This is a genomic window from Paenibacillus melissococcoides (assembly GCA_944800085.1).
GTDB lineage: Bacteria > Bacillota > Bacilli > Paenibacillales > Paenibacillaceae > Paenibacillus_B > Paenibacillus_B melissococcoides.
The window spans coordinates 442,999-466,779 of the sequence record CALYLO010000002.1; the positions used below are offsets into that span (position 1 = coordinate 442,999).

A 23,781-nucleotide genomic window follows, 5' to 3' on the forward strand; every position below is an offset into this window, starting at 1 on the left:
TGGTTCGAACAGCATTTAATATGTAACCTCAATATGGTTGATGAACAGGGTGCCGTTAGCGGCATTTATAAACCGTGGCATTTCCCGGTTGTAAGCCAACCACTCTCCCGCTTGATTCCAGCCTGACGCCCCCTTCTGCGCTAACTAATACGACTCTTGAGCCTTCCATGCCAATCCAGGTGGACCAACCCACTTTGAGCTTGATAAGCGGATTAACGATGGTACTCTGTAAGGCGAAATTAGTCGTAACTGGCTGAGGGGTAAGCGGTTGTGCAGAGATAGAACCTGCGATAAGTACAAATGCCGCGAGCGAACAGATCAATGCTTTGGTTACGTATTTCATTAAGAAAACCTCCATCCCAATAAATAGTTATCTATGCATTTTAATATAAAAAATTGGGATTAAAAGGTATTTTTAGGGAAATAGCATGAATTAGCGATTTAAACATTTGCCTCTCAGGCAGCTTGCTTTTTAATCCTCGAACAGGTCATTCATCAGCTCATCGATTTCTTGTTTTCGTTTCTTGGTCTCTTCTTTATCGAGGGTGAACTGATTGCCGTTAATGATCACGACGTCTCCTGCCTCGGCTTCTGCAGGCAGCAAATATTTCGGATACTCAACGGTATGGCCATCAACTTCAATCACGGCGAGATCGCACTCGAATCTATCGATTATCCCTTTGATCATATATATTACCTCACTGTCTCGAACTTTTTTTTGCCATCGGCTAAGAGCGGTGATGGTTCCTTGCGTGTTTGTCCTAGCATATCCGCCTCGTTGTTGGCTCCGGCCTTACCGGTAAAAAGGAAAGAAGTTTCTTTATGCTTCAAGTGTAACACGGCGCTCCATTCGTTTAAATCCTTGCCATATTCTTTGAAGGGGTGACGAATTCAGCCATAACGCCTTCAAGGGGGGACTTCGCTCTTGGCCGTCTTTAGCCCCAGTTTTTGCTTTTTGACAGCTTTCAAGAACTCCTCGAATGTTTGCGTGGTATGGGACACTTTCGGGGCTAGACGACTGTAACCTTGAAGGCGTTGATCACATCGTCCAGACCGCCGATATAATCGGCATCCGGATGTGTCGCACTTCAAGCTGCTTGACGCCCAGATGCTTGAGATACGCCCCCTTATCATTGTCTCCGCCGTTGATCAGTATATGATGTCCTTCCGGCGTTCTTATGTATGTGGAATCTCCCTGTCCGACATCCAAATAGTACACTTGTAGCGTGCCGGCCTTTTGCTTTTGCGGAAGAATCAATGACGTGCCGGCTTCTTTGGGTGCCGATTTAGGATTCGTGGCCTTTCTTATGCTTCCATCCTTGTTATGATAGTGGCATTCCCCGTCTTTCAAGCCCCATTGCGCGCAGTTCGTCCGGCAGGTGTGCCGCCGTTCGCATCGGTCTTGCCGGGATGCGCCAGCAGGGCAGGGGAGAATAGCGCGCATACCAGTGAAATCACGAGCGCTGCCGATGCGTATGCTTTTCTCATGGTGTCTCCTCTTTCCGATCCTTTTCTCGTCGAAGAATTAAGATATATCTATCATAATGAGCGAACCGAAACCGATCAATGATAAGCAAAGCGTCCTTAACCTCCACAGACGACGACCAGGGGCTGGATGGTCCAGCCCCGCCTCCCGCTTATTTTCGGCGCAGTTTCTTGCTACTTGGCCATATACTCCGTTTTTCTTCTTCGGGATCCAGACCTCGCAGATCGAAGAGATAGAGAAGCTTTACGTCCTAAATAAGTAATGAAGTGAAATATATACGTGATAAACCTCGGAGTCTCCGGGGTTTTCGCGTTTTCTGCATTATTTTTTTGCAATTTTCTAAAAAGGAAAGCCAAACGCCCTTCTATATGCTCTATATAGGTGAGAGGGAAGGGAGATAAGGATGCCGCATGGATATAGAAAATCTGGTGAGGAAAGCCCAAAAGGGCAACGATAAAACATTCCTGATGCTGTATCAGCAGCATGAGGCAGAGATTTACCGGACCGCCTATATGTACTACCAGGGGTACACGTTCGACGCGATCGCCGAAATCTTGGAGCTGCCGCTAGGCACGGCCAAGACGATATTGTACCGGGGATTAAGCAAGCTGCGAAAAAGCGTAAAGGAGAGGTGAAATCTCGTGAGTCGTCATCAGCGGATTGTTGAGGAAATGGAGAAGATCGAGCTCCCTGAAGAGCTGCATCAATACAGCAAGCTGGGAACCGACCGGGCCAAACGGGAGCTTGCCCGTTCGAGCCGGACGCGCAAAGCGGTGAAAGCGGCGGCCGCCATCGTTGCCGCCCTCCTGTTAGCGGCGGCGGTCGGCGCGGCGACGTCACCTACATTTGCGGAGGTGTTGAAGGCCTGGTTCTCGCTGCAGAAGGCGGACGGCGGCTTGAAGCAAGCGGCCGACAACGGTTACGCCGAATCGGTGAATAAGCAAGTCACCGATCAAGGGATTACGCTCCGGGTGAAGGAGGCGATTCACGATGTATTTCGCATCTCGATTCTGTTCGGGCTGGAACAAGACGGCAAGGCGCTAAACTCCAATCTGCTGTTCGAGGCGTTCATTCCGGACGGGACCGTCGACGTGAACGGCGATAAGAGCAAAAATAAATCATTCATGACCGATGGGCAAGGCAGAGCGTTCGTCGTGAAAGAGTCGGTCATTATTGAAGCAAAGACAGGCAAGCCAGTGTCTGTAACGATCCCGTCGAACGAAGCTGGCAAGAAGACGAAGACGCTGACCAAGGAGGAAAGCATCAAGCTGGTGAAGCCGGTGCCGAAAAAGTTGTTCGACGTAGACTTGTCCTCTTATACATTGAAGATCGATAAAGACTGGGGAGATTATAAGTTCAGCAGCAAGGGCAAAGAGACAATCGTTGCCAAAATCAATAAAGCCGGCGAACTCGTTCGCATTGAGCGCAAAGTCAAGAAATAATAGAGAGAGTTTCGAAACGCGAACAAAGCAAGGATTCCGGTCAATGGAAAAGGATTGGCCGACAGAAAGGGGGCGCCGCATAGGGCGCCCTTCTGCTATTGTGAGGGTCTAACTTGGGCCAGGCAGACAACTAGTGCCTACAAATCCACCAGCATCTGAAAATCATATAGATACACTTCCGGCGAGATGGCATCCTTCACCTTCGGAATAGTCAGCTCCCGCTGCAAGGAGCCGTCCGCCAAGCGGTACTGCTCCACCTTGTGCGCCTGAAGCTCCGCATCATAGCGGAACAGATAAAAATATTTCCCCCGCGCATACCCCATCTCCTGGTTCCGATCGAAAGTCGGCTCGAAGCCGGCAAGAGGATACATCGGTCCAGCCGTGCGCGTGTCAAGCGCGAAGGGGAAGACGGTTCCATAGCCATCCACGTAGTACAATTTCTCCTCTGCCGTGCCGAGACTGTTCGCGCTGAGCGAGAAATAGCGATTATCGAGCTCTTCTCCGTACGTATGCAGCGGATAGACGTTGGCCGTATGCGAAGCGGTGTCTATCTCCATCAGCTGCAGCTTGACGCGATTGTCCGAATTGCGCGTGGAGAAGACGGTATACAGCTTCTCTTGGACGGATACGATGTCCGTCTGTACGATGAGCGACCCGGTATCCATGTCCAGCAGCGGGTATTTGGCAGACACCAGCTTGTCATGGCCAGGCTCCATAGCGACCAGGCTCAGGCCTTGAAGCGAGGCGTGATCGGAGGTTAAGGCGTATACCGTGTGCCCGTCGCTCCCCTGGGCTTCGACGAATTCGCGCATCTCCCGGCAATAGTGATGATGGGTGTCTCCCCAGCGCAGGATGGATACGTAGTCGTCATTCGAAGCGACGCCTTGATTGAACAAGGAATAATATTGCTTGCTGCCGGTCAGATATCCTGACATTTGCCGATATCCGGCGCTTACCGCACAGGGGGAGGCGTAAGAAGCGGACTTCGCCTCGTTTGTTTGCACCTCGATTCCGTGTTTGCGCTGGATGACCAGACTGTCCTGATCGGGAAGCTTGACCGGAGACCCCCATTCCAAGCCGTCTCCAAGGAGGGTCTGGATGGCGCCTTCCCGATTCATGCGAACAAGATAGGATGTCCCTTTATGGTAATACTCCTTCGGCAGTGAGGTGGAATAATAGACAAGGGCGATGGTATCGTCGAGCCGCATATCGATCGAAGATGAAGGAAGAGAAGCTGGGTGGCTGCATGAGAGCAAGGTACTTGAGAGGATGAGCAGGCAGAGAAGCAGAGACATCCGCTTAACGGCTCCAGGCGGCTTCGCAGGATTGGGCATCATCGTGGATCAGGCTTATTCAATAGCTTTTCAAGGTGAGAAACATCGGGGAATCCCGGATATCGACCGGATAGACGCCGAGGCCGCCATCCTTATCGATGTCGATTTTCGCTTTTTCTTTGAAGGCGCACCATACGAGCTTGGAGCAGTTTTTATCCCCGACGCATGAAGTCGCGCGATTCGTGGCAAAGTTGTAGGAGTAGCTCTCGCCGATGCGGCCGTGCGCCCAGTCGGCGGCTTGTTCCCTTACGGAAGCGCTCGCATATTGCGACTTTGGAGTCAAGATTTTGGAGCCTGCATCGACGCGTTTGTCGATGAGCTTCACCTTGCGCACGCCTGAGCCGGGCACGGATTCCACGATGTAGTCGGGGGTGTAATAGATGCCGACATGTCCGTGCGGGATCCCGGCTGTGGAGGCCGTTTCGAAGAAGATATTGCCTTTGCTGCTGGACGCAAGCGGATAAGCGCCGTTGCCTTTGCCGCCAAGCACCGCTATTTTGTTCTGCAGTTCGGGCTTCTTCGCGAGCAGCTCGTCGTACATTTGGCTGGCGATGACATCGGGCGGAAGCTTGGTGACTTGGGAAGCGTATTCAATTTCGGCTACGAGCTGGTCCTTGGTGACATGCGGATACACGTCCAGAATACGCTCCAGGACATCGCCGTCCTGCCCGCGGGCGCCAACCGTTGCAGGCATGATCAGCACAAGCACGAGAATGGCAAGCACAACCTTTTTCATCACAATCCCTCCTAGCATGTAAAGTATACTTTCAAGGATAGTATATAGGCGCAGTGGAAAAATATTCAAAAAATCCACTTATTTATATGGCATACGCCGGCTTTACTCCTGTAGCCACTGATCGATCTGGCTGCGAGCTTGACTGGCCCAGGCTAGTTCCAAGTGATTAAGCGGCAGCGTGACATTGCCCGCGACGCGGCCAATCCCCTGTACGGCTGCCGCGCTTTGCACGAATACGACGCCATCGCTCGGTCCCGTATGTTCGTTATGCATGTTCGGGATATCGTTCTGATTGCCGGATAATAGATAAGTTGAAATGCTGGCTGGAGTGCCGGCCGCCAAGATATCGTCCACCAACGAACCTTGCTGAATTGCGGCAGCCCAGGATGGTACAGATTACCAGTGTAATGATGATCATGGCAGACATCCATCGCTTCGTCATGACATCCTCCCTTTCGTCAGCTGCATTCACGCAGCGTGTATTGGTCATGAGCGCCTCGCGGCACATCACGATCACAATACAGGATGGCGGTTGCAAAGGAGTTGCTCATGACGCGCTGCCTAGGCGTGGTATAATATGAATTCACGAACACCGGCCCATAGGGCGATTTTCGCAGATGGTGAGCGGGGAGATGAGCGGCTGCACCGGCCTGCATATGGGGAATAACTAGTGGAAAAAACTATCATATGGAAGCGGATTCAAGGAGATGGAATGGAATATTGCAGCCATTCCTTTGGAACCGCCGCCAGACTAGAAGGGAAGGTCATCTGCGCCGAACCGGACGATCGTTCATTCGTGGAGTATACCGTGAACTGTGCTCCGGATGGATGCACCAGGGAAGTATATGTTCGTTATGAGCAACCGCACCAGACGCGGACGCTCCGGCTGCAGCGCGATGATCGGGATCATTGGACCGTGAACGGGGAGCCTAGAGCCGAATTGTCCGGGCTGAAGGACATCGATATCGGCGTTACGCCCTCCACGAACGTGCTTCCCATTCGGAGAATGAAGCTGGCCGTAAGCTGGATATTTTTATCTTGACCCTATGTATCCTTTTCCATTAACATAGAGAACATAAAGGGGAGTAGCTGTTCAATAAAGTCGTCATTACGAGGATAACACCTCCGGCTTTGTTGGCAACGATGATTGCTGGCGAGACCTTTACCATGACGGTAAAGGTCTTTATTTATGGCCTTTACCGTGATCGGTAGAGGCCATTTTTGTTTTTAAGGGGTGTTGCCCGGGATTGTTCATAAATGTGAGCCATTGAAGAAAGGATATATACGACATTCGAGATAGGAGAGGGTACGATGGATTTCTTCACAGCAGATTTCTGGTCTGCTCTTCTGGCGATCGTCATTATCGATCTGGTGCTGGCGGGAGACAATGCGATTGTGATCGGGCTGTCGGCGCGGAACTTGCCGAAGGATCAACAGAAAAAGGTTATTTTTTGGGGGACGTTCGGCGCCATTGCCATTCGTTCGCTGCTTACGCTTGCCGTAGTATGGTTGCTGAAAATTCCGGGACTGCTGCTGCTCGGCGGGGCGATGCTGATCTGGATTGCGTATAAGCTGCTCGTAGAGGAGAAGAAGCATGACGTGGCATCGGCAGCCAGCATATGGGCGGCCATTAAAACGATCATTATCGCGGACACGGTCATGGGTCTCGATAATGTGCTCGCCGTGGCCGGCGCCGCCCATGGCGATTTCATTCTTGTCGTGATGGGGCTGCTGGTTAGCGTGCCGATTGTCGTATGGGGAAGCACGTTGATTTTGAAATGGGTCGAGCGATTTCCCGTCATTATCTATATTGGATCCGGGGTGCTGGCTTGGACAGCGGGTAAAATGATCACCGATGAGCCGTTAGTGAAGGGTTTTTTCACGGAAAGTCCGGTATTGAAATGGGGACTCATCATTGTAATCATTGCCGGCGTGCTGTTCATGGGCAGACTGAAAAAGCAGAAGGAAGTGAAGCAAGCCGCTTAATAACCAGGCTCCTTCCTGCAGGTCATACCACGTTCGAGAGAAGACATCACCTATTTCTTGGCGGGGGGTGTCTCACAGGCACTGCAAAATGCTGGAGATGACGAGTTAACAGAGAATGTGGATACAGGGAAAACGGCGGCGAAAACTGGTAGAAGATGGATGAAGCAGTGAAATGCTGCGTGGATGCATCAATTTCTGCTCTTTAAGCCGCTATTTGATGAAATTCCTGCAAAATTACATGATGTTCACACTAGCATTGCACCAAACCTGACATGAAAATATATTTCTCATTAATGACTTTTTCTTCAATTTATTGATCGATTATATCTGGTAACTCATAAAAAAATCTCCTAATGTTGAAGGATAGGCATGTTACCCAATCCCTCACCAAAAGGAGAAATAGACCATGGGTAATATACCAGATCAGACCGTCATTTGTAAATGCCTAAATTTGATTCAGCTCTCGGACGACGAATTCCCAATCTTCAATTATCGACGAAAGTTTACACTCGTGAGAGCGATCAAACTACTCATTGATGCTCAATTGAATAAACGCACGGACCTCGAAGATATCTGCAACGCGTTGCGTGCGAACGAACAGCTGCAGCAGGCGATCCACTTGAAATCCATTAGCGCTTCCCAACTCGTACGTACACTCAGAGCGTTGCCTTTACCGGTGTTGCAGCAGCTATGGATTCAAGTGACACAACGTTTGCAACAACTTTATCCGAAGCAGGGTATCCCCGGCATCGGGAAACTGAGCATTGTCGATTCAACGGTACTTACACTCCCTGATGTCGCTGGAAAATGGGCCTACTGCTCGAAACACAGCAACGGGGTAAAGATCCACACCAAACTTGCTGTTTGCGACCCCGATACCGTCTATCCCGAAAACATTGTTTGTTCCACACGAGGCGTTGCTGACAGCGAAGTGGCTTTGGATCTGGTGATCGATAAAGATGCCATTCATGTTTTGGATCGCGGGTACATCACATATGGTCACTATAAGCAGTGGCTGGATGATAATCTACGCTTCGTGGCACGCATTAAGAAAAGCAACAAGACGGCGATCATCTGCGAGCACGAGATCGATGAAACGACGCCTGTGGTGCGTGATGCTGACGTGATCGTGAGCTACAAGGATGAAGAAGGCCATGTGATAGAAGCCCAGCTCCGGTTAGTGGAGTATACCGATGAGAAGAACCGCCAGTACCGTGTGCTTACGAATGTCTGGGATAAGTCCGCAGCCCAAATCTGCGAGACTTATCGGCGCCGCTGGATGATTGAATTATTCTTTAAATGGATGAAGCAACATATGAGCTTAGTCCATTTGTACAGTTTCCATCCAGAGGCAGTATGGAACCAGATTTTTTTAGCCTTCATCGCATATGGTTTAGTCATGTTGGTCCGGAAGGAGGCTGACACCACTCAAACGCTATGGTCATTTCTAAAGCTGCTTCGGGTCTATATGAATAAAACGTGGGATCAATTTTTGATGGCACTGCACCGCAAACCAACCAAGCACTCGAAGGGCAGGCGGAAGAAACGAAAGGGTGGTCGACCACGAAAACACCCAAAGCAATGTAAGACCGTTAAAGTGGTGATTAAATAGGTAATAATGGCATATTAACATTTGATGGTAACATGTTCCTATGGTTTAGGAGGAGATCGACTTTTGGCTTTGCTAGGAAAAAAGAAACTGTAAATATATATAAATAATGATTATTAGTTCCGTATCTGGAGTTTAAAGTCTTCTTCATGTCAGGTTCTATGCAACGCTAGTGTGATGTTCATCGATTTTTGTCTTTTATCGATTGGATAGCCAGAAATTGATGCCGTTTTGCAGGATTCCCTGTAACGGAGTACACGTCATAAAGCAAAGCTGCAGTTTTGCAGTTTTCGGCGAGTCGAGCTTTGAGAATCAGGGGGGGCTATCTCACTGTAGTGAAATACTACTTTTGGGACACCCCCTTTTTATTATACGCAGCTCCCTCTGCCTAGGTGAATATGGTCGCCTGATGTACTATAATATACATATAGAAAATAATGGAACTGAGTTTCAACAGATGGAACCTGACGGACTATTGTCTGTGCGCAATCGTTCCATTGGTTCGATCGCGGCGCCGCGCGGCTGGAAGTTTTGCCGCATCTTGAAGCCGGGCGGCAAGGCCGTGCTGATCTGGAACTCTCGCTTGCTGGAAGGGACCCCGTTTCTGGAGGAATACGAGCAGTTGCTGCTTACGTATGGTACGGATTATGAGAAGGTAAGGCATAAAAATATTTCCAAGGAAGTCATCGCCTCCTTCTTCAAGCCAGGGGGACTCCGGGTGGCCCGGTTTTCGATTCGCCAGCTGCTCAATCTGGAAGAGCTGGGCGGGCGGCTGCGGTCCTCTTCCTATGCGCCACAGGCGGGACACCCGAACTATGATTCGATGTATGGCTGAATTGGAGAGCATATTTGCACGGAACGAACAGAATGGCGTCGTGTCCTTAGATTACGAGACCGAAGTATTTTGGGGAGAAGTGTAAGATGAAGTGCAAGCATAAGGAGCAAGCCGCTTCGCATATGTTTTGCTAATGACAGAGAGGGGAAAGCCCCTCTCTTTTTTACTGCCTGGATGATCCTGTATATTGACACATTCGGAAGATGTGATAAAATCAGTATCACTTATAAATCACATTGAATTACTCGGTTTAAATCCGGGAGGAGGCATCATTGTACTCATGTTGATTACGGGGTTGCTATGCGGGGCACTGCTAGGTTTTGTCATGCAGCGTGGACGATTTTGTCTGACCGGCGGTTTCCGGGATATGTACCTGACGAGGGACAACCGGATGTTCTACGCGCTGCTCATTGCCATCACGGTGCAGAGCATTGGCGTGTTTGCGCTTATTCAACTGGGCTTGGTCGAGTTTTCCGCCGGTTCGTTCCAATGGCTGGCGACGGTAGTCGGCTCGTTTTTGTTCGGTATCGGGATTATTTTGGCCGGGGGCTGTGCCACCGGGACGTGGTATCGGGCCGGAGAGGGCCTGATCGGAAGCTGGATCGCCCTGTTCGGATATATGGCGATGAGCGCGATTATGAAGTCGGGCGCGCTGCTGCCTGTCAACAATAGTCTAAAAGCATACCATGCGCCGACGAACTCCATTCCGGATACCTTCGGCCTGTCGGTGTGGCCTTTTATCCTCATCCTGGCGCTGCTGACGCTATGGCTGGTCGTCAGGCAGATGCGCAAGCCTGCCGTCGCGATTCCGTCCTTGCCGGCGAAGCGCACAGGACTGAACCATATTTTGTTCGAGAAGCGGTGGCACCCCTTCGTTACGGCGGTGCTCGTCGGCCTGATTGCGATTCTGGCCTGGCCGCTCAGCGAGGCGACGGGAAGAATGTCCGGTCTCGGCATTACGACCCCTTCCGCGAACTTGCTTCAATTTTTGGTAACAGGAGACAGCGAGAAATATGTGAACTGGGGCGTTTTCCTGGTGCTTGGCATCCTGGCAGGCTCCTTCCTCGCCGCGAAGGCGAGCCGTGAATTCCGCTTCCGGGCGCCAGACGCCAAGACGGCGCTGTCCAGCTTAGGCGGCGGCCTGCTGATGGGGTTCGGAGCGAGCTGGGCCGGGGGGGGGCTCGATCGGCAACGGTCTGGTCATGACTGCCATGATGACCTGGCAGGGATGGGTTTCGCTTCTTTTTATCCTGTTGGGAACGTGGACCGCATCTTACTTCGTCTATGTTCGCCCGCGAGCGAAGGCGCGCAAAAATCAGGCTGTAGCTTATCAGACAACGACGGCGTAAGCCGATAGCGTAAGGAGGAATAATGAGATGGGGAAAAAACTGTCCGTACTTGGCATGGTATGTCCGTTTCCCTTGATTGAGGCCAAAGAAGCAATAGAGACAATAGACAGCGGCGACGAGCTGGTCATCGAATTCGACTGTACCCAGGCAACCGAGAGCATTCCGCGCTGGGCGGCCGAAGCAGGCCACCGCGTCACCCGGTTCGAGCAGATCGATGATGCGTCCTGGACCATTACCGTACAGAGGAAATAAGCGCATATTGTCTTACATGAGGGAAATGCCATTGCGGCATTTCCTTTTTTATTGGCGTTCCTTACGGCGGCCTGGCGTCCAGGCCGATGGGCAGAATAAAGTGAAGCTGAGCCGGGCGTACGCTGAGAGTGCACATGAAGTGCAATATGTTCTCCGAATAATCTATGTCGGCGATCCTTTGCCCATATTATACTTATGTTAGAAAAGTTGAAGGAGATGAACATACGATGTCAGCTATACGTATCGGTATTGTAGGTTACGGCAACCTTGGAAGAGGGGTCGAGAAGTCGATTCAGCAAAATCCGGATATGGAGCTTGTCGCTGTATTTACCCGCAGAGATCCGGGCTCGGTGCAAGCGAGCGTTCCGGTTGTATCGCTACAGGACGTAGAATCCTATACAGACAAAGTCGATGTCATGATCTTGTGCGGCGGCTCGGCTACGGATCTGCCGGAGCAGGGGCCTGAATTGGCACGCCTGTTCCATACGGTAGACAGCTTCGACACGCACGCGCGCATTCCGGAATACTTCGAAGCCGTGAACGGCGCGGCACAAGCGTCGGGACATGTATCCGTCATCTCCACGGGATGGGATCCGGGCTTGTTCTCCCTGAACCGCCTGCTGTTCGAATCGGCCTTGCCGCAAGGCGCGGAATATACCTTCTGGGGCCGCGGCGTCAGCCAAGGACATTCGGATGCGATTCGCCGCGTAGAAGGCGTCAAAAACGGCGTGCAGTACACCATTCCTTCCGAGGAAGCGGTAGCTGCCGTACGCAACGGGGAACAGCCGCAGCTGTCGACGCGCGACAAGCATTTGCGCGAGTGCTTCGTCGTGGCCGAGGAAGGCGCGGACAAGGCCCGTATCGAAGCGGAAATCAAAAACATGCCGAACTACTTCTCCGACTATGAGACGATTGTGAACTTCATCAGCGAGGAGGAACTGAAGGCGAACCACTCGGCGATGCCTCATGGCGGCTACGTGCTCCGCAGCGGCGTGACCGGCGAAGGCACGACGCAATTGATGGAATTCAGCCTGAAGCTGGGCAGCAATCCGGAGTTCACGGCGAGTGTGCTTGTCGCCTATGCGCGGGCGGTACACAAGCTGGCGGCACGCGGAGAAGCCGGCGCACGCACCGTATTCGACATTCCATTCGGCCTCCTGTCGCCGAAATCGCCTGAACAGCTCCGCAAGGAAATGCTGTAATATCGGCGCCAATCTCGATGGACATCAACGCAAGCCCGCTGCGGCTTGCGTTTTTTGTTGTCTCTCTACTCTGCCCCTTGCAAGCCCTTATGCTCAATATCCCCTCAGTTCAGGGCGTCATTCCGCTTCCTGTCATGTCCCTTGTTCCATTATGAAATTAAAGTTGGCCGCTTTGCTGCATGTCGCGCCGTGTTCCCCTATACAGCCGCTGCAGGACGCTGTGGCTCGTCCCCTCTGAGTGGATGGGATAACGACCAAAAGACGCTGGATACCTGACAGACCGGGGTACAGGCCATAAGACGGCAAAAGAAAGACGCCCTTCTCCTGCCCAAAAAATTGCGGAGAAAGGCGCCTCATACTATGCCGTTCACACGTTCACTTATCCCAATGCGTGTTCAGAAATTCGTCACGGCCGGATTGGGCGCGGTCGGCCGCGTAATGCTCAGGCTCTTTGCGATAGTAGTCCTGGTGATAGTCCTCGGCCGGATAGAAGGGGCCGGCATCGCGAATAGGCGTGACGACAGGCCGGTCGAACCGTCCGCTCGCCGCCAGCTCCGCACGGGAAGCCTCGGCCAGGCGGCGCTGCTCTTCGTTATGGACGAAGATGGCGGTCGTATACGATTCGCCCCGGTCCTGGAACTGTCCGCCGTCATCGGTCGGATCGATCTGCGCCCAATACAGCTCGAGCAGCCGGCTATACGGAATAATCGCCGGATCGAATGTGATCTGGACGGCCTCGAGATGTCCGGTCGTCTGGGTTTTGACCTGCTCATAGGTCGGATGCGGGACATGGCCGCCGGTATAGCCGGACACGACGGCATGCACGCCATTCCATTGATCGAAGGGCTTCACCATGCACCAGAAGCAGCCGCCGGCGAAGGTGGCCAGTTGGAGCCCGTCCTGGCGCGGCGTACCCTGTTGGCAGGCAGAGGCATCTGAAGCGTATGTTGACATGTCGTTTCCCCTTTTTCACAGAGTAGTAGATGGTTGGTCTGTTCACAGTGTAACCTGAAGCGGACAGCCTGCCAAGGGGAATGAGGGAGAACCGGGGTCCCTCAATATTCCAGATGCTCCTTATCGCCGATCCGCTTGCGGAAGACATAATAGCTCCATATCTGATACCCCAATACGAACGGAAGAATCGTCAGGGACACATACGTCATTACCTGCAGCGAATACGCGCCGGAGGCGGCATTGAATACCGTCAGATGAAAATCTGGATTGATCGAGCTGATCATCACCCGCGGGAACAAGCCGATGAATACGCTGCTCATGGACAAAATAATAACGGCTCCCGTCATGACGAATGCCCAGCCGTCCCGCTGCCGCTTGATGAACCGGCCTGCCATGACGAGCGCCGCTCCGGCCAGAAGCGGCAGGGCGATCCATTGCGGTCCATGCACGGTATAAATGTCGGTGCTGACAAAGGTCATGACCGCGAACAAGAGCAGGAAGGCGGCGATGGCAGGCCCGAGGTCGCGCGCCGCTTTCCTCGCCCGATCCCGCAGCTCGCCGGTGGTCCGCAGTGTAAGGAAGACGAGGCCGTGCAGAATGCACGCCAGGACGGCGGCGACCCCTCCGGCAAGCGCATAGCCGTTCAGCAGGTCGAAGAGGCTGCCCAGCATCTCCTTGTCGCCGTCGATCGGAACGCCGCGAATCAGGTTGGCGAATACGACGCCTAGCAGGAAGGGCGGGAGCAGGCTGCCGATGAAAATCGCGGCGTCCCATGCTTTTTTCCATGCGCCATGGTCCAGCTTGCCCCGGAATTCAAAGGCGACGCCGCGGGCAATCAGCGCGAGCAGCAGCATGACGAACGGGATGTAGAAGCCGCTGAACAATGTGGCGTACCATTCCGGAAAAGCGGCGAACATGGCGCCACCGGCCGTAATCAGCCATACTTCATTCGCATCCCAATACGGCCCGATCGTGTTGATGAGAATGCGGCGCTCCCGGTCAGTCCGGCCGAGGAACCGCGCCGTGATGCCGACGCCGAAATCAAAGCCTTCCAGGAAGAAGAAACCGACAAACAGCACAGCCACGAGAATAAACCAGAATTCATTTAGCGATAGCATGTGCATCCTCCTTGCCAAACGGATCGCAGGTGCGGGACAGCTCGTCCGGCTTCTCGTCCCCGTCCTGGCGAATAACCTTGACGAACAGACACGCGTCGATAACGGCCAGGATCCCATATATGGTGGTAAAGGCAATCAGCGAGAACAGAAGCTCGCCCGCGGTCACGGTAGGCGAGATCGCGTCCTCGGTGCGCATGACGCCGGGATCCTCGCTGGTGTCCCATAAAGCTTCGGCGGCGGCCATCTTCATCGGCTGCGACTTAACCAGATGCTGGGCTTGCTCATGGCCGATAAAAGCGATGAGCAGGGCGGAGACAAGGGCCACCGTAATCGAGACGCGGAACGATATCCGGAACATCTCGGGGTTGTGCCGCTTCAGCAGCTTCCACGCGCTGACGCCGGCCATAAAGAACGCGCCGGTAGCGAGAGCGGCGAATAACGTATGCGGAAATTGCAGCCACAGCTGCGGATTGCGGATAATCGGCCAGAAATCGCTCATCTCCGCTCTTCCGTTCTGGAAGACGTAACCGACCGGGGCGTGCATGAAGGCGTTGGCCGTCAAGATCCAGAAGGCCGACAGCATCGTGCCGATCGAGACGAGCCAGATGCATGCCAGATGGACGCGCTTCGACAAGCGATCCCAGCCGAATACCCATAATCCGATAAACGTAGACTCCATAAAAAAGGCAAGCAGACCCTCAATCGCCAGCGAAGGGCCGAACACGTCGCCGACGAAGCGGGAATAATTGGACCAGTTCATCCCGAACTGGAACTCCTGCAGAATGCCGGTGACGACACCGACCGCGAAATTGATCAGAAATAATTTGCTCCAAAACTGGGCGGACTGCTTATAAATGTCTTTGCCTGTTCTGACGTAGAACGTCTCTAACAGGGCGATTAAGAATGCCAGGCCAATCGTCATCGGGACGAAAATGTAGTGGAATAGCGTCGTCGATGCGAATTGGATGCGTGCAAGACTGACCTGATCCATAACGGCCTCCTTTAGCTGATTCATGTTCTGGTTGAGAGATGGCCTGCCAGGTGCCCGCGTTTTGTGAATGAGTTCACGTAAAAGGCGGCACTTGATGCGCTGCCCGTATGCGGCGCAGCGCCATGCATAGGGAGGGGGGCCCTCCTTTTCGGTGCATGATCTGGACGTTAGCTGTCCGGCCATGCCGGAAGACGGGCGATGGCCAGGCGATCGCTTATGCATGATCATAGTCCAGACGGTGCTGCGTGTCGCCATCCACTTTTACCGGGCCAACTCATCCATGTTCAACACACTGCCACATAGTTGACAATGTTTCGATGAAATCGGCCTGCGCCGGGGAAATAGACAAGATGCTATACTTATATTGTGTGATAAAAACACATACAAAGCGCAACAAGAGGTGGATCGCGATGTGGCAACCGGATCGTTCCAGCAAGCAACCGTTATATCAGCAGATTGCCGCATATATAGAACGGAGAATCATCTATGGGGAATTCCCGCCGGGAAGCCTTCTCCCTTCGGAGCGTAAATTCGCCGAGCAAATCAACGTCAACCGGAGCACCGTCGTGCAGGCTTACGAGGAATTGCGCGCCTCCGGAATGATCGAGAGCATGGTCGGGAGCGGAACGCGGGTAAGCAGATCGCGATGGGGCGCCGCTGCGAAGCAAACGCCGGATTGGCTTCAATATGTGGATGATGGCGGGGCCATCCAGCCGCCCCGATCTTACATGCAGCTTATTCGCGAAGAACTGGATTCGGGACGTCCGCTTATCGACTTCGCCAGCGGCGAGCTGTCCCCGGATCTATCGCCCAATGAGGCCATCCGGCTGCTGCTGAGCGAGCATGCGCTGCATGAAGATCTGGGCTATGACCATCCGCAGGGCTACGTGCCCCTGCGGCAGGCGCTGGCCTCGTATTTGAAGCGGTACCGCGGCATTCGCGCCACGGAAGCCTCGTTCCTGGTCACTTCGGGATCGCATCAGTCGCTTTATCTGATTACGAAGCGTCTGTTAAGCCCGGGCGATGCCGTGGCGATCGAAGACCCGTCTTATCACTATTCCCTCCCGATGTTCCATTCGGCGGGCCTGCGGTTGTTCCGCCTGCCCGTGGATGAGAAGGGCGTCTGTCCCGAAGGGATCCTGTCGCTGCACCGGGAGCATCAGGTACGGATGATTTTTGTAAATCCGAACTATCAGAATCCGACCGGCCGCGTGCTTGATCCGCCGCGCCGGGAACGGCTGCTCGAGATTTGCGGGCATCTGGGGATTCCCATCGTCGAGGATGATCCGTTCAGCTTGACCTCATTCACGGGCACCCCCCCCGCCTTCGCTCAAATCGAGCGATGCCGGCAGTACCGTGCTGTATATCGGATCGCTGTCCAAAATCGTCGCTTCGGGCTTGCGCATCGGCTGGATGGTGGCTCCCCAATCCGTGGTGAACCGGCTGACGGAGGAGAAGCAGCAGATGGATTTCGGCCTGAGCGTGCTCCCGCAGCGCATTGCGGCGCAATTGCTGTCCTCGGCCCATTTTGAAGGGCATTTGCTGCGGCTGCGGAAGGAGCTGTCGCACAAGCGGAATCTGCTGCTTGATGCCCTTCAGCGCGAGCTGCCGGTCGAGCTGTCCTATTCGCTGCCGCAAGGCGGGCTGCATCTATGGTGCCGGATGAAGCGGCCTATCGACGACGGGAGACTGCTGGAGGAGAGCATCCGGCGGGGCGTCGTCTTCGTTCCGGGGAGCGTCTATGGATCGGAGCCGGGCTATGTCCGGTTTACGTTCGCGCGTCCGCATCCCGGCGGGATCGGTCCCGGCATCGCGTTATTCGCGGAAGCGCTGCGGGCCGCAGGAAGATAAATGAGGATAAGCTTATGATTTCAGGCGAGATCATAGGCTTTTTTGTGCGCCGGCGGAGGGAACTGTCACCGTCATCGCTGAGCACCCCCGGAGCCTTAGCGTGAGCATGGGCCGGCCTATAGCGGCCGCCGGAACGAAAGAGCGTGCTCGTCCAGCAGGGACGGGAGCACGCTCTTCTATCGTGAGGCGCGAACGCTAGGCGCGTTCGACAATCGTATTATAGGTGGTTCGGTCGGTATGCTTCACGAGCTGGACAAGCAGTTCCTTCGCCGCATCGATATCGTCGGTGTGAACGATCGAAGCCGGCGTATGGATATAGCGTCCGCACACGCCGATGACGGTCGCCGGCACGCCTTTGCCGCTCAGGTGAACCTGTCCGGCATCGGTGCCGCCCGGAGACACGAAATACTGGTATGGAATGCGGTGAGTATCCGCGATATCCTGTACGAATTCAAGCAGGCCGCGATGCGTAATCATCGTCGGGTCATAGATGCGGAGCAGTGCGCCTTTGCCAAGCTGGCCGAACGAATTCGGGTCGCCGGTCATATCGTTGGCGGCGCTGCAGTCGAGCGCATAGAAAATATCCGGCTGAATGAGATTCGCCGCGGTGCGCGCGCCGCGAAGGCCAACCTCTTCCTGCACGGTCGCTCCGCAGTAGAGGATGTTCGGCAGGGGGGAACGCTCGCGGTGCAGCTCCTTCATCAGTTCGATGGCCAGCCCGACGCCGTAGCGGTTATCCCATGCCTTGGCCATAATTTTCTTCGGATTGAGCAGCGGCGTGAACGGACAGACCGGCACGATCTGCAGTCCCGGACGGATGCCCGCCTTCTCGGCTTCCTCGCGGCTGTCGGCGCCGACGTCGATATACATATGCTTCACGTCGACCGGCTTGTTGGCCGTCGCTTCATCCAACAGATGCTTCGGAATCGATCCGACGACGCCAGGGATTGGCCCGTTCGGCGTAATGACCTCGACTTGCTGGGCGAGCACGACTTGGCCCCACCATCCGCCGAGCGGCTGGAACTTGATCATGCCGTTCGCCGTAATCTGGGTCGTAATGAAGCCGACCTCATCCAGGTGGCCGGCCACCATGACGCGCGGGCCTTGCTCGTCTCCGCGCATGACCCCGAATACGCTGCCGAGGGCATCGTGGAGGAATTCATCCGTATATTTGGACAATTCTTGCTTCACCAGGGCGCGAAGCTCCCGTTCAAAGCCGGGGGCAGACGGGAATTCGGTCAAGGTGCGGAATAAGTCTAATGTTTCTTGCTGCATGATTACGAGCTCCTTCCTTCCAGGCCTGACTAGCAGCCTGCATCGATTTCGGTGGATTCTGCCTAATCCTCAGTATGGACGGGTTGGCGTTCCGTTGCAACCTCGATCTTCAAAAAAAACCGCCTTCCGCATCGGAGCGGAATGCAGCGGCTTTGTCCGGGCAAGCGCCATCGGGGAGATAACGTCCCGGTGGCGCAGGCACTTGCTTGAAGCCGCGAACGGGAGAGCCCGCAGCGATGCCCGGTTCGGCTGCGGGCAAGCCTAGCCGCGCTTAGGCTTGCTTCGAGGCGATGAAGGCGTCGATCCGCGCCATCACGTCCTGGCGGAGCGCCGTCAGGCGCTGCTCGGCTTCGGCGGCCGACGTGCCCTGCACGGCGAAGTACATCTTAATCTTCGGCTCCGTCCCGGAAGGACGCAGGCAGAACCAGCTGCCGTCCGCCAGATGGAACTTGAGCACGTTCTCCTTCGGCAGGCCATACAGGCCTTCGGCATAATCTTCCGTTCGGGCCACGGCGGTTCCGCCCGCGGAGAACGGCGCCGCTGCCCGCCATTCGTCCATGATGCCGCCGATGATGGCCACGCCCTCGACTCCCTTGAGCGTGCGCGTCTCCAGCGCCTCCAAATAATAACCGTGCTGCTCGTACAGGCCTTGCAGCACTTCGTACAAGGTCTTGCCCTGCGCCTTGTAGTAGGCGCCTGCCTCGCAGATCAGCATCGCGGCGATGACGGCGTCCTTGTCGCGCGCGTAATTGCCTGCGAGATAGCCGTAGCTCTCTTCATACCCGAACAGGAACGTGTGCTCCCCCGTCCGGTCGAACTCGGTCATTTTCTCGCCGATATATTTGAATCCGGTCAGCGTATTGAAGACCGTCATGCCGTACGATTTGGCGATGGCCGCCCCCAGCTCGCTCGTCACGATCGTCTTGATGACGGCGCCGTTGTCCGGCAGCGCGCCTTGCGTCTTCATGGCGTCCAGCAAATAGTGGACCATCAGCGCGCCGGACTGGTTGCCGGTCAGGACGACGTATTCGCCCTGCGCGTTCTTCACGACGGCACCCATCCGATCCGCATCCGGGTCCGTTCCCATAATGATGTCCGCATCCCATTCCTGCGCTTGCGCGATCGCGATGGAGAAAGCGTCCCGTTCCTCCGGGTTCGGCGATTTGACCGTGGAGAAATTCGGATCCGGCAGCTCCTGCTCCGGGACGACGCGCACTTGCTGGAAGCCGAGGCGATCCAGCACGGCGCGCACGGGCTTGTTGCCCGTTCCGTGCAGCGGAGTGTACAGCACGCGGAATTGATCGCTCGTCTGGCGAATCGTCTCCGGATTCCGGCTGACGGCGGTGACGGCCGATATGTAGGCATCGTCCATAGCGGAGTCGAGCCAGACGAGCAGCCCGGCCGCTTCCGCCTCCGCCCGATCCGCCTTGCGGATGTCGGCGAAGCTGTGAATGCCGCGGATCTCGGCGATGACGCGGCCCGCCGTGTCCTTCGTAATCTGCCCGCCGTCGCTGCCGTAGACTTTGTAGCCGTTATATTCCGGCGGGTTATGGCTGGCGGTAATGACGATCCCGGCGCTCGCTTGCAGATGGCGGACGGCGAAGGAGAGCTCCGGCGTCGGACGCAGCTCCGGGAAGACATAGGCCTTGATTCCATTGCCCGCGAGGACGAGGGCGGCCTCCAGCGCGAAGTCCGGGGAGAAATGGCGGGAATCATACGCGATCGCCACCGATGGAGAGGAGGAAGAGCCCTTCAAGTATTGGGCCAGCCCCTGAGTCGCTTTGCCTACCGTATATATGTTCATCCGGTTGCTGCCTGCGCCGATGACGCCGCGCAGACCCCCGGTGCCGAATTCCAATTCCTTGTAGAAGCGATCGGTAATCTCCTGTTCATTGCCCGCAATTCCGGCGAGCTCCGCCTTGGTCGCCGCATCGATCGACGCGTCGTTCAGCCAGGCTTCATACCGTTCTTGGGCCATCGTGTTCATAGTCATTGCGTTCATATCCTCCTTCAATACCCTATATTTGTTGAAGACAATGATTATCGGGATAAGATGTGTCTGGATGATGCGGCAGCCGCCAGGCGGTGAAGACACCGGCATGGGCATTAACCAGGGATGCCGCATTGATCTATTGTACTGGATTCAACCGCGTTCTGCATGTGAAAAAAAACGGGACAAGCCAAAAAAACGGCCGCGCGCAGACCGATCGCTGCGGAGCGCATCCGGTTCAGGAGCGTCCAAGCAAAGCAGCCCCCGGATCGGTCCGAGGGCTAGTGATTCGTATTCACTTGGGCGATATGCCGGCCCAGCTTCTTCAAGAGCGAGGTTAGCTGCTCCTGCTCCTCCGCAGCAAGCACCTCCATAAGCTGGTGCAGGGCCTGGGCATGCTTGGGGAAAATGTCCTGCATCAAGGCTGTTCCCTGTTCCGTCAGCTCGGCATAAATGACGCGGCGATCCTGCACGCATGGGCATCGCTTCAAATAGCCCTTCTTCTCGAGCTTATCGACGACATAAGTCATCGTTCCGCTGGCGAGCAGCACTCTGCCGCCAATCTGCTGGATCGGAGTGGGGCCTTTATGATGAAGGAGCTCCAGAACCGCAAATTCGGAAGGGTTCAGTTGATAGCGCTTCATGTCCTGCTGGGCGAAATCCATCAGCGACTTCGATGCCCGCGACAGGACGACGAATAGTTTCAAGGATTGATCGACACTCGCCGCTCCGCCGCCGCAACTTTCCTTTTCGCTCACTCGAATCGTTCCTTTCCTTCAAAATGAATGTCATTCTTCCCTATAGTAACAGATTCACCTCGATAACGATAATATCCGTTAATATCTTGAAATCGAGATGAATAATATCATGCCACACCGCGCATGTCAACGCATCAAACGGCTAGGCGGTCCACAATCTAACGGGTAAGGAAAGATTGTCCGGTACAGGGGGGAACCGCCTTGGAACAGCTGACAGGACGCGCCAAGAAGGTCCAATGGTCCGATGAAGGCACGGAAAATATTCAGATATTGAAGCAACCTTCTTCACCTCGAAGGCGGAAGCCATCGAATCGATGGATGAAGCGCTGGAGCTGCTGCTGAACGCCTATACGCTGCTCATTACGCATCAGACCTCGTTCGTCATCGCGATCGAAGCGATGCAATGGGACAAGCGGGACATACAGGAGCCGGATGCGGAATCGGTCGTGCGGGGGCCGCGCGAAGGATTCGTGGAAAATCTGCAGACGAACATGTCGCTGCTTCGCCTTCGCATCCGTACGCCGAGCCTCAAGATGGAGACGCTGAAAAAAGGGCAGATGACGAAGATCGCGATCACGTTCGCCTATATCGAGGGCGTGACGACCGAGCAGCTTATTGAAGAGGTGAGGCGGACGGGGCAGGATTACATGGCCGCAATTAAGCATGCTGTTGTATTTGATGGTCGGAGCGACTTCGGTGCTGGCGCTGCCTGCCTTTTCCGCGCAGTTCGCGAAGCACGATATGTGGATCTCCCCGTTCATCGGCTCGTTAACCGGCTTCTTCACCTTGGCGGTAGTGCTGAAGCTGCATTCATATTATCCGGATCTGACGCTGGTGCAGCAGGCGGAGCTTCTGCTCGGGCGGCGGCTTGGCGGAGCGGCCAACGTCATCGTCCTCGCTTTTCATCTGGCACGGCACCGGCTTGATTACGCGCGAATACGGGGAGTTCATCGTCGGTTCGGTCTTGATCCGCACGCCCCACCCGGTCGTTGTCTTCTGCTTCATCTTTGTTTGCGCGGTGGCGATTCGGGGCGGCATCGAGGTGATCGGCCGCTTCTCCATGCTGATTGCGCCGGTGTTCCTCGGATTTATCGTCGTCGTCCCTCATATGCTGATTCCGAACCTGGATCTGATGCAGACGTTCCCCGTGCTGGAGCATGGGTGGAAGCCGATCTGGAAAGGCTCGATTCTGCCGTTGACCTGGTTCATGGAGTTCGCGCTGGCCGGCCTCATTCTCCCCTTCGTCAAAGGGAACCGGAGCAAGTGGAAATGGGGCAAGTCGGCCGTGGCGCTGATGCTGTTCACGATGGTCGTCACTAATTTGACCTGTCTCTGGTTTTTCGGGACGCTGACCTCCATGTTCACGTTTCCTATCTTTGCCGCTTCCCGCTATATCAGCCTGGGCGATTTTTTCGAGCATATGGAAGCCATCATTATGGTGCTGCGGGTGCTGAGCGGCTTCGTGCAGGTGATTACGTGGTACTATATCCTGGTCATCGGCACCGCGCAGTGGCTCAAGCTGGAAGACGACCGTCCGATCGTGTTTCCGATCGGCCTGCTTATGGTGATCATGACTTTTTGGATTACCGATAATATGCAGGACATGATCGACTTGTTCATGACGACCGAGCCTCTCCTCCACGGTGCAGGTTGTCTATCCTGCGCTGCTGCTCGCTCTGGCCTGGTTGAGGCAGAAGGGGAAGGACCCGGCCGGCGACAGCGCTGCCGCTACGGTTCGGGATAAGGCGAAGGACCGCGTCGGGTAAAGGCGAGCGACAAGGCAAGCAGGGCGAGCAGCAGGGCCAGTCCGAGCGAGGTATAAAAGATAGACGGCGCAGACTGCTGCTTCACGGCGATAGCGGCGTACGCCCAGACGAACATGAGCACGAAGAGCGGATCGCGGTTCGGGCCTCCGACAACCCAGGCGAACAGCGCGCCGGCGGCCAGCAGCAGAAGCGCCCAGGTCTCGTCCCCGCGCCCGAATCCGTCCCATCCCGCATTGGTCAAGACAACGGCCGTATTCACGAGCAAAGCGGTGCTTACCCAGCCGAAATAGATGCTGAACGGCAGGCGCACCCACAGCCGATCCGCCGCCGGCAGAGCTCCATGCCGCCGGGTGCGGGCGTAGAGGAACAGCAGGCTGAGGAATAAGCCGGCCATCGCAAGGATAGACAGCCAGATGCGATCATACCTATAGTGCCACAGCAGAATCCAGGCGATATTGAACAAGCAGCTGATGATGAAAAGCGGCCCGATGGCTTGCAGGACGGGCTTGGACTGGTTGGCGGTGCGCGCCTGATAGACGGCATACCCGATCAGCAGCGCATAGATAAGCATCCAGATGCCGAAGGCATAGCCGGCAGGCGTAATCAGCGTAGGGAACCTATCGGAAATGCCGCCGGTCGTCTTGCCGTTCAGGGGCACGAACTCGGCCAGGGCGTTGACGGCGATCATCGCGGCCAGCGCGAGGATGTTCCACCAGCGGTAGCGGGACATGGCGCTTCCTCCTTGTACACGTTATAGTGGTTGAACGTACTTATATTACAGAATATAACCGAAGCCGCCCGAAAATAACGGTGTTGTCCCGCAATCTTTCAATTTTGTCAGCTAGTA

Annotated in this window: 21 protein-coding genes and 6 pseudogenes; 14 read left to right on the forward strand and 13 right to left on the reverse strand. The window is 55.0% G+C overall.

Features of this window, described 5'->3' with window-relative positions:
- Positions 1-55: 55 nt before the first annotated feature.
- The 3 genes and pseudogenes from OCY70_RS10210 to OCY70_RS36565 all read right to left on the reverse strand — a co-directional run.
- Positions 56-343, reverse strand: coding sequence for a hypothetical protein (locus OCY70_RS10210; protein WP_213430986.1), 288 nt, complete (start codon positions 341-343; stop codon positions 56-58).
- 129 nt (positions 344-472) lie between these two features.
- Positions 473-688 carry a DUF3006 domain-containing protein gene (locus OCY70_RS10215; RefSeq protein ID WP_006678380.1) on the reverse strand — a complete coding sequence of 72 codons (216 nt, stop codon included), beginning with the start codon at positions 686-688 and terminating at the stop codon, positions 473-475.
- A 35-nt stretch (positions 689-723) separates the two neighbouring features.
- Positions 724-1,488, reverse strand: a pseudogene (locus OCY70_RS36565) (MBL fold metallo-hydrolase); the annotation flags it as partial.
- 408 nt (positions 1,489-1,896) lie between these two features.
- Between OCY70_RS36565 and OCY70_RS10230 the strand changes: the two are divergent.
- Both OCY70_RS10230 and OCY70_RS10235 read left to right on the forward strand, forming a co-directional pair.
- Positions 1,897-2,121 carry an RNA polymerase sigma factor gene (locus tag OCY70_RS10230; protein ID WP_213430983.1) on the forward strand — a complete coding sequence of 75 codons (225 nt, stop codon included), beginning with the start codon at positions 1,897-1,899 and terminating at the stop codon, positions 2,119-2,121.
- A gap of 6 nt (positions 2,122-2,127) precedes the next feature.
- The gene (locus OCY70_RS10235; protein ID WP_249725611.1) at positions 2,128-2,928 is read left to right on the forward strand and encodes a DUF4179 domain-containing protein; all 801 of its coding nucleotides are present in this window, start codon (positions 2,128-2,130) and stop codon (positions 2,926-2,928) included.
- Positions 2,929-3,065: 137 nt separating this feature from the next.
- Here the strand turns inward: OCY70_RS10235 and OCY70_RS10240 are convergent, their stop codons facing one another.
- The 3 genes from OCY70_RS10240 to OCY70_RS10250 form a co-directional block, all read right to left on the reverse strand.
- The gene (locus OCY70_RS10240) at positions 3,066-4,265 is read right to left on the reverse strand and encodes a hypothetical protein (protein ID WP_213430982.1); all 1,200 of its coding nucleotides are present in this window, start codon (positions 4,263-4,265) and stop codon (positions 3,066-3,068) included.
- Positions 4,266-4,281: 16 nt separating this feature from the next.
- Positions 4,282-4,998: a YiiX/YebB-like N1pC/P60 family cysteine hydrolase gene (locus OCY70_RS10245; protein WP_213430981.1), complete on the reverse strand. Its 717-nt coding sequence runs from the start codon at positions 4,996-4,998 to the stop codon at positions 4,282-4,284.
- Positions 4,999-5,100: 102 nt separating this feature from the next.
- Positions 5,101-5,352: a hypothetical protein gene (locus OCY70_RS10250; protein ID WP_249725609.1), complete on the reverse strand. Its 252-nt coding sequence runs from the start codon at positions 5,350-5,352 to the stop codon at positions 5,101-5,103.
- A gap of 316 nt (positions 5,353-5,668) precedes the next feature.
- Between OCY70_RS10250 and OCY70_RS10255 the strand changes: the two genes are divergently transcribed.
- The 7 genes and pseudogenes from OCY70_RS10255 (at position 5,669) to OCY70_RS10285 (ending at position 12,231) form a co-directional block, all read left to right on the forward strand.
- Entirely contained in the window at positions 5,669-6,040 is a 372-nt protein-coding gene (locus OCY70_RS10255) for a putative glycolipid-binding domain-containing protein (protein ID WP_249725608.1), read from the forward strand.
- Between the two features lie 269 nt (positions 6,041-6,309).
- Positions 6,310-6,984, forward strand: coding sequence for a TerC family protein (locus OCY70_RS10260; RefSeq protein ID WP_213430980.1), 675 nt, complete (start codon positions 6,310-6,312; stop codon positions 6,982-6,984).
- Positions 6,985-7,390: 406 nt separating this feature from the next.
- Complete coding sequence (locus tag OCY70_RS10265) at positions 7,391-8,596, forward strand: IS4 family transposase (protein ID WP_261944829.1); 1,206 nt, start codon at positions 7,391-7,393, stop codon at positions 8,594-8,596.
- 471 nt (positions 8,597-9,067) lie between these two features.
- Positions 9,068-9,513: pseudogene (locus OCY70_RS10270) on the forward strand (SAM-dependent methyltransferase); the annotation flags it as partial.
- A 195-nt stretch (positions 9,514-9,708) separates the two neighbouring features.
- A pseudogene (locus OCY70_RS10275) lies at positions 9,709-10,777 on the forward strand (YeeE/YedE thiosulfate transporter family protein).
- A gap of 27 nt (positions 10,778-10,804) precedes the next feature.
- Positions 10,805-11,029 (forward strand): sulfurtransferase TusA family protein, encoded by a 225-nt coding sequence (locus tag OCY70_RS10280; protein ID WP_213430110.1) that lies wholly within the window; start codon positions 10,805-10,807, stop codon positions 11,027-11,029.
- Positions 11,030-11,256: 227 nt separating this feature from the next.
- Complete coding sequence (locus OCY70_RS10285) at positions 11,257-12,231, forward strand: diaminopimelate dehydrogenase (RefSeq protein WP_213430111.1); 975 nt, start codon at positions 11,257-11,259, stop codon at positions 12,229-12,231.
- 375 nt (positions 12,232-12,606) lie between these two features.
- Here the strand turns inward: OCY70_RS10285 and msrA are convergent, their stop codons facing one another.
- The 3 genes from msrA to OCY70_RS10300 form a co-directional block, all read right to left on the reverse strand.
- Positions 12,607-13,185: a peptide-methionine (S)-S-oxide reductase MsrA gene (msrA, locus tag OCY70_RS10290; protein ID WP_213430112.1), complete on the reverse strand. Its 579-nt coding sequence runs from the start codon at positions 13,183-13,185 to the stop codon at positions 12,607-12,609.
- Between the two features lie 101 nt (positions 13,186-13,286).
- A complete protein-coding gene (cydB, locus tag OCY70_RS10295; protein WP_213430113.1) occupies positions 13,287-14,303 on the reverse strand; it encodes a cytochrome d ubiquinol oxidase subunit II in 1,017 nt (338 codons plus the stop codon).
- Positions 14,287-15,294, reverse strand: a complete 1,008-nt coding sequence (locus OCY70_RS10300) for a cytochrome ubiquinol oxidase subunit I (RefSeq protein WP_213430114.1) — start codon at positions 15,292-15,294, stop codon at positions 14,287-14,289. Before OCY70_RS10300 ends, cydB begins: the two co-directional genes overlap by 17 nt.
- 410 nt (positions 15,295-15,704) lie before the next feature.
- Here OCY70_RS10300 and pdxR point away from each other — a divergent pair.
- A pseudogene (gene pdxR / locus OCY70_RS10305) lies at positions 15,705-17,145 on the forward strand (MocR-like pyridoxine biosynthesis transcription factor PdxR).
- 195 nt (positions 17,146-17,340) lie between these two features.
- On the opposite strand, the gene OCY70_RS10310 reads toward pdxR, so the two are convergent.
- Positions 17,341-18,420, reverse strand: a complete 1,080-nt coding sequence (locus OCY70_RS10310) for a M42 family metallopeptidase (RefSeq protein ID WP_213430115.1) — start codon at positions 18,418-18,420, stop codon at positions 17,341-17,343.
- Positions 18,421-18,514: 94 nt separating this feature from the next.
- Here OCY70_RS10310 and OCY70_RS10315 point away from each other — a divergent pair, with 94 nt between their 5' ends.
- Positions 18,515-18,685 (forward strand): hypothetical protein, encoded by a 171-nt coding sequence (locus tag OCY70_RS10315; RefSeq protein WP_261944830.1) that lies wholly within the window; start codon positions 18,515-18,517, stop codon positions 18,683-18,685.
- A gap of 6 nt (positions 18,686-18,691) precedes the next feature.
- Here OCY70_RS10315 and OCY70_RS10320 read toward each other — a convergent pair whose 3' ends face one another.
- Positions 18,692-20,413, reverse strand: coding sequence for a phospho-sugar mutase (locus OCY70_RS10320; protein ID WP_261944875.1), 1,722 nt, complete (start codon positions 20,411-20,413; stop codon positions 18,692-18,694).
- 278 nt (positions 20,414-20,691) lie between these two features.
- Complete coding sequence (locus tag OCY70_RS10325) at positions 20,692-21,168, reverse strand: MarR family winged helix-turn-helix transcriptional regulator (protein WP_283776850.1); 477 nt, start codon at positions 21,166-21,168, stop codon at positions 20,692-20,694.
- Between the two features lie 314 nt (positions 21,169-21,482).
- Between OCY70_RS10325 and OCY70_RS10330 the strand changes: the two are divergent.
- From OCY70_RS10330 to OCY70_RS10340, 3 genes and pseudogenes are all read left to right on the forward strand, one after another.
- Positions 21,483-21,740: pseudogene (locus OCY70_RS10330) on the forward strand (spore germination protein); the annotation flags it as partial.
- A 106-nt stretch (positions 21,741-21,846) separates the two neighbouring features.
- Positions 21,847-22,017: pseudogene (locus OCY70_RS10335) on the forward strand (GerAB/ArcD/ProY family transporter); the annotation flags it as partial.
- Positions 22,018-22,036: 19 nt separating this feature from the next.
- Positions 22,037-22,912, forward strand: a complete 876-nt coding sequence (locus tag OCY70_RS10340; RefSeq protein ID WP_249725467.1) for a GerAB/ArcD/ProY family transporter — start codon at positions 22,037-22,039, stop codon at positions 22,910-22,912.
- On the opposite strand, the gene OCY70_RS10345 is transcribed toward OCY70_RS10340, so the two are convergent.
- Positions 22,897-23,664 carry a tryptophan-rich sensory protein gene (locus tag OCY70_RS10345; protein WP_213430119.1) on the reverse strand — a complete coding sequence of 256 codons (768 nt, stop codon included), beginning with the start codon at positions 23,662-23,664 and terminating at the stop codon, positions 22,897-22,899. The two genes, OCY70_RS10340 and OCY70_RS10345, sit on opposite strands and share 16 nt — an antisense overlap.
- Positions 23,665-23,781: the final 117 nt, after the last annotated feature.

What these genes read in the sequence shown, in the direction of transcription:
- OCY70_RS10245 (WP_213430981.1), bottom strand. Translation starts at nt 4,998, where the DNA reads ATGAAAAAGGTTGTGCTTGCCATTCTCGTGCTTGTGCTGATCATGCCT.
- OCY70_RS10345 (WP_213430119.1), bottom strand. Translation starts at nt 23,664, where the DNA reads ATGTCCCGCTACCGCTGGTGGAACATCCTCGCGCTGGCCGCGATGATC.
- OCY70_RS10230 (WP_213430983.1), top strand. Translation starts at nt 1,897, where the DNA reads ATGGATATAGAAAATCTGGTGAGGAAAGCCCAAAAGGGCAACGATAAA.
- OCY70_RS10280 (WP_213430110.1), top strand. Translation starts at nt 10,805, where the DNA reads ATGGGGAAAAAACTGTCCGTACTTGGCATGGTATGTCCGTTTCCCTTG.
- OCY70_RS10320 (WP_261944875.1), bottom strand. Translation starts at nt 20,413, where the DNA reads ATGACTATGAACACGATGGCCCAAGAACGGTATGAAGCCTGGCTGAAC.
- OCY70_RS10310 (WP_213430115.1), bottom strand. Translation starts at nt 18,420, where the DNA reads ATGCAGCAAGAAACATTAGACTTATTCCGCACCTTGACCGAATTCCCG.
- OCY70_RS10215 (WP_006678380.1), bottom strand. Translation starts at nt 688, where the DNA reads ATGATCAAAGGGATAATCGATAGATTCGAGTGCGATCTCGCCGTGATT.
- OCY70_RS10240 (WP_213430982.1), bottom strand. Translation starts at nt 4,265, where the DNA reads ATGATGCCCAATCCTGCGAAGCCGCCTGGAGCCGTTAAGCGGATGTCT.
- msrA (WP_213430112.1), bottom strand. Translation starts at nt 13,185, where the DNA reads ATGTCAACATACGCTTCAGATGCCTCTGCCTGCCAACAGGGTACGCCG.
- OCY70_RS10210 (WP_213430986.1), bottom strand. Translation starts at nt 343, where the DNA reads ATGAAATACGTAACCAAAGCATTGATCTGTTCGCTCGCGGCATTTGTA.
- cydB (WP_213430113.1), bottom strand. Translation starts at nt 14,303, where the DNA reads ATGCTATCGCTAAATGAATTCTGGTTTATTCTCGTGGCTGTGCTGTTT.
- OCY70_RS10300 (WP_213430114.1), bottom strand. Translation starts at nt 15,294, where the DNA reads ATGGATCAGGTCAGTCTTGCACGCATCCAATTCGCATCGACGACGCTA.
- OCY70_RS10285 (WP_213430111.1), top strand. Translation starts at nt 11,257, where the DNA reads ATGTCAGCTATACGTATCGGTATTGTAGGTTACGGCAACCTTGGAAGA.
- OCY70_RS10260 (WP_213430980.1), top strand. Translation starts at nt 6,310, where the DNA reads ATGGATTTCTTCACAGCAGATTTCTGGTCTGCTCTTCTGGCGATCGTC.
- OCY70_RS10265 (WP_261944829.1), top strand. Translation starts at nt 7,391, where the DNA reads ATGGGTAATATACCAGATCAGACCGTCATTTGTAAATGCCTAAATTTG.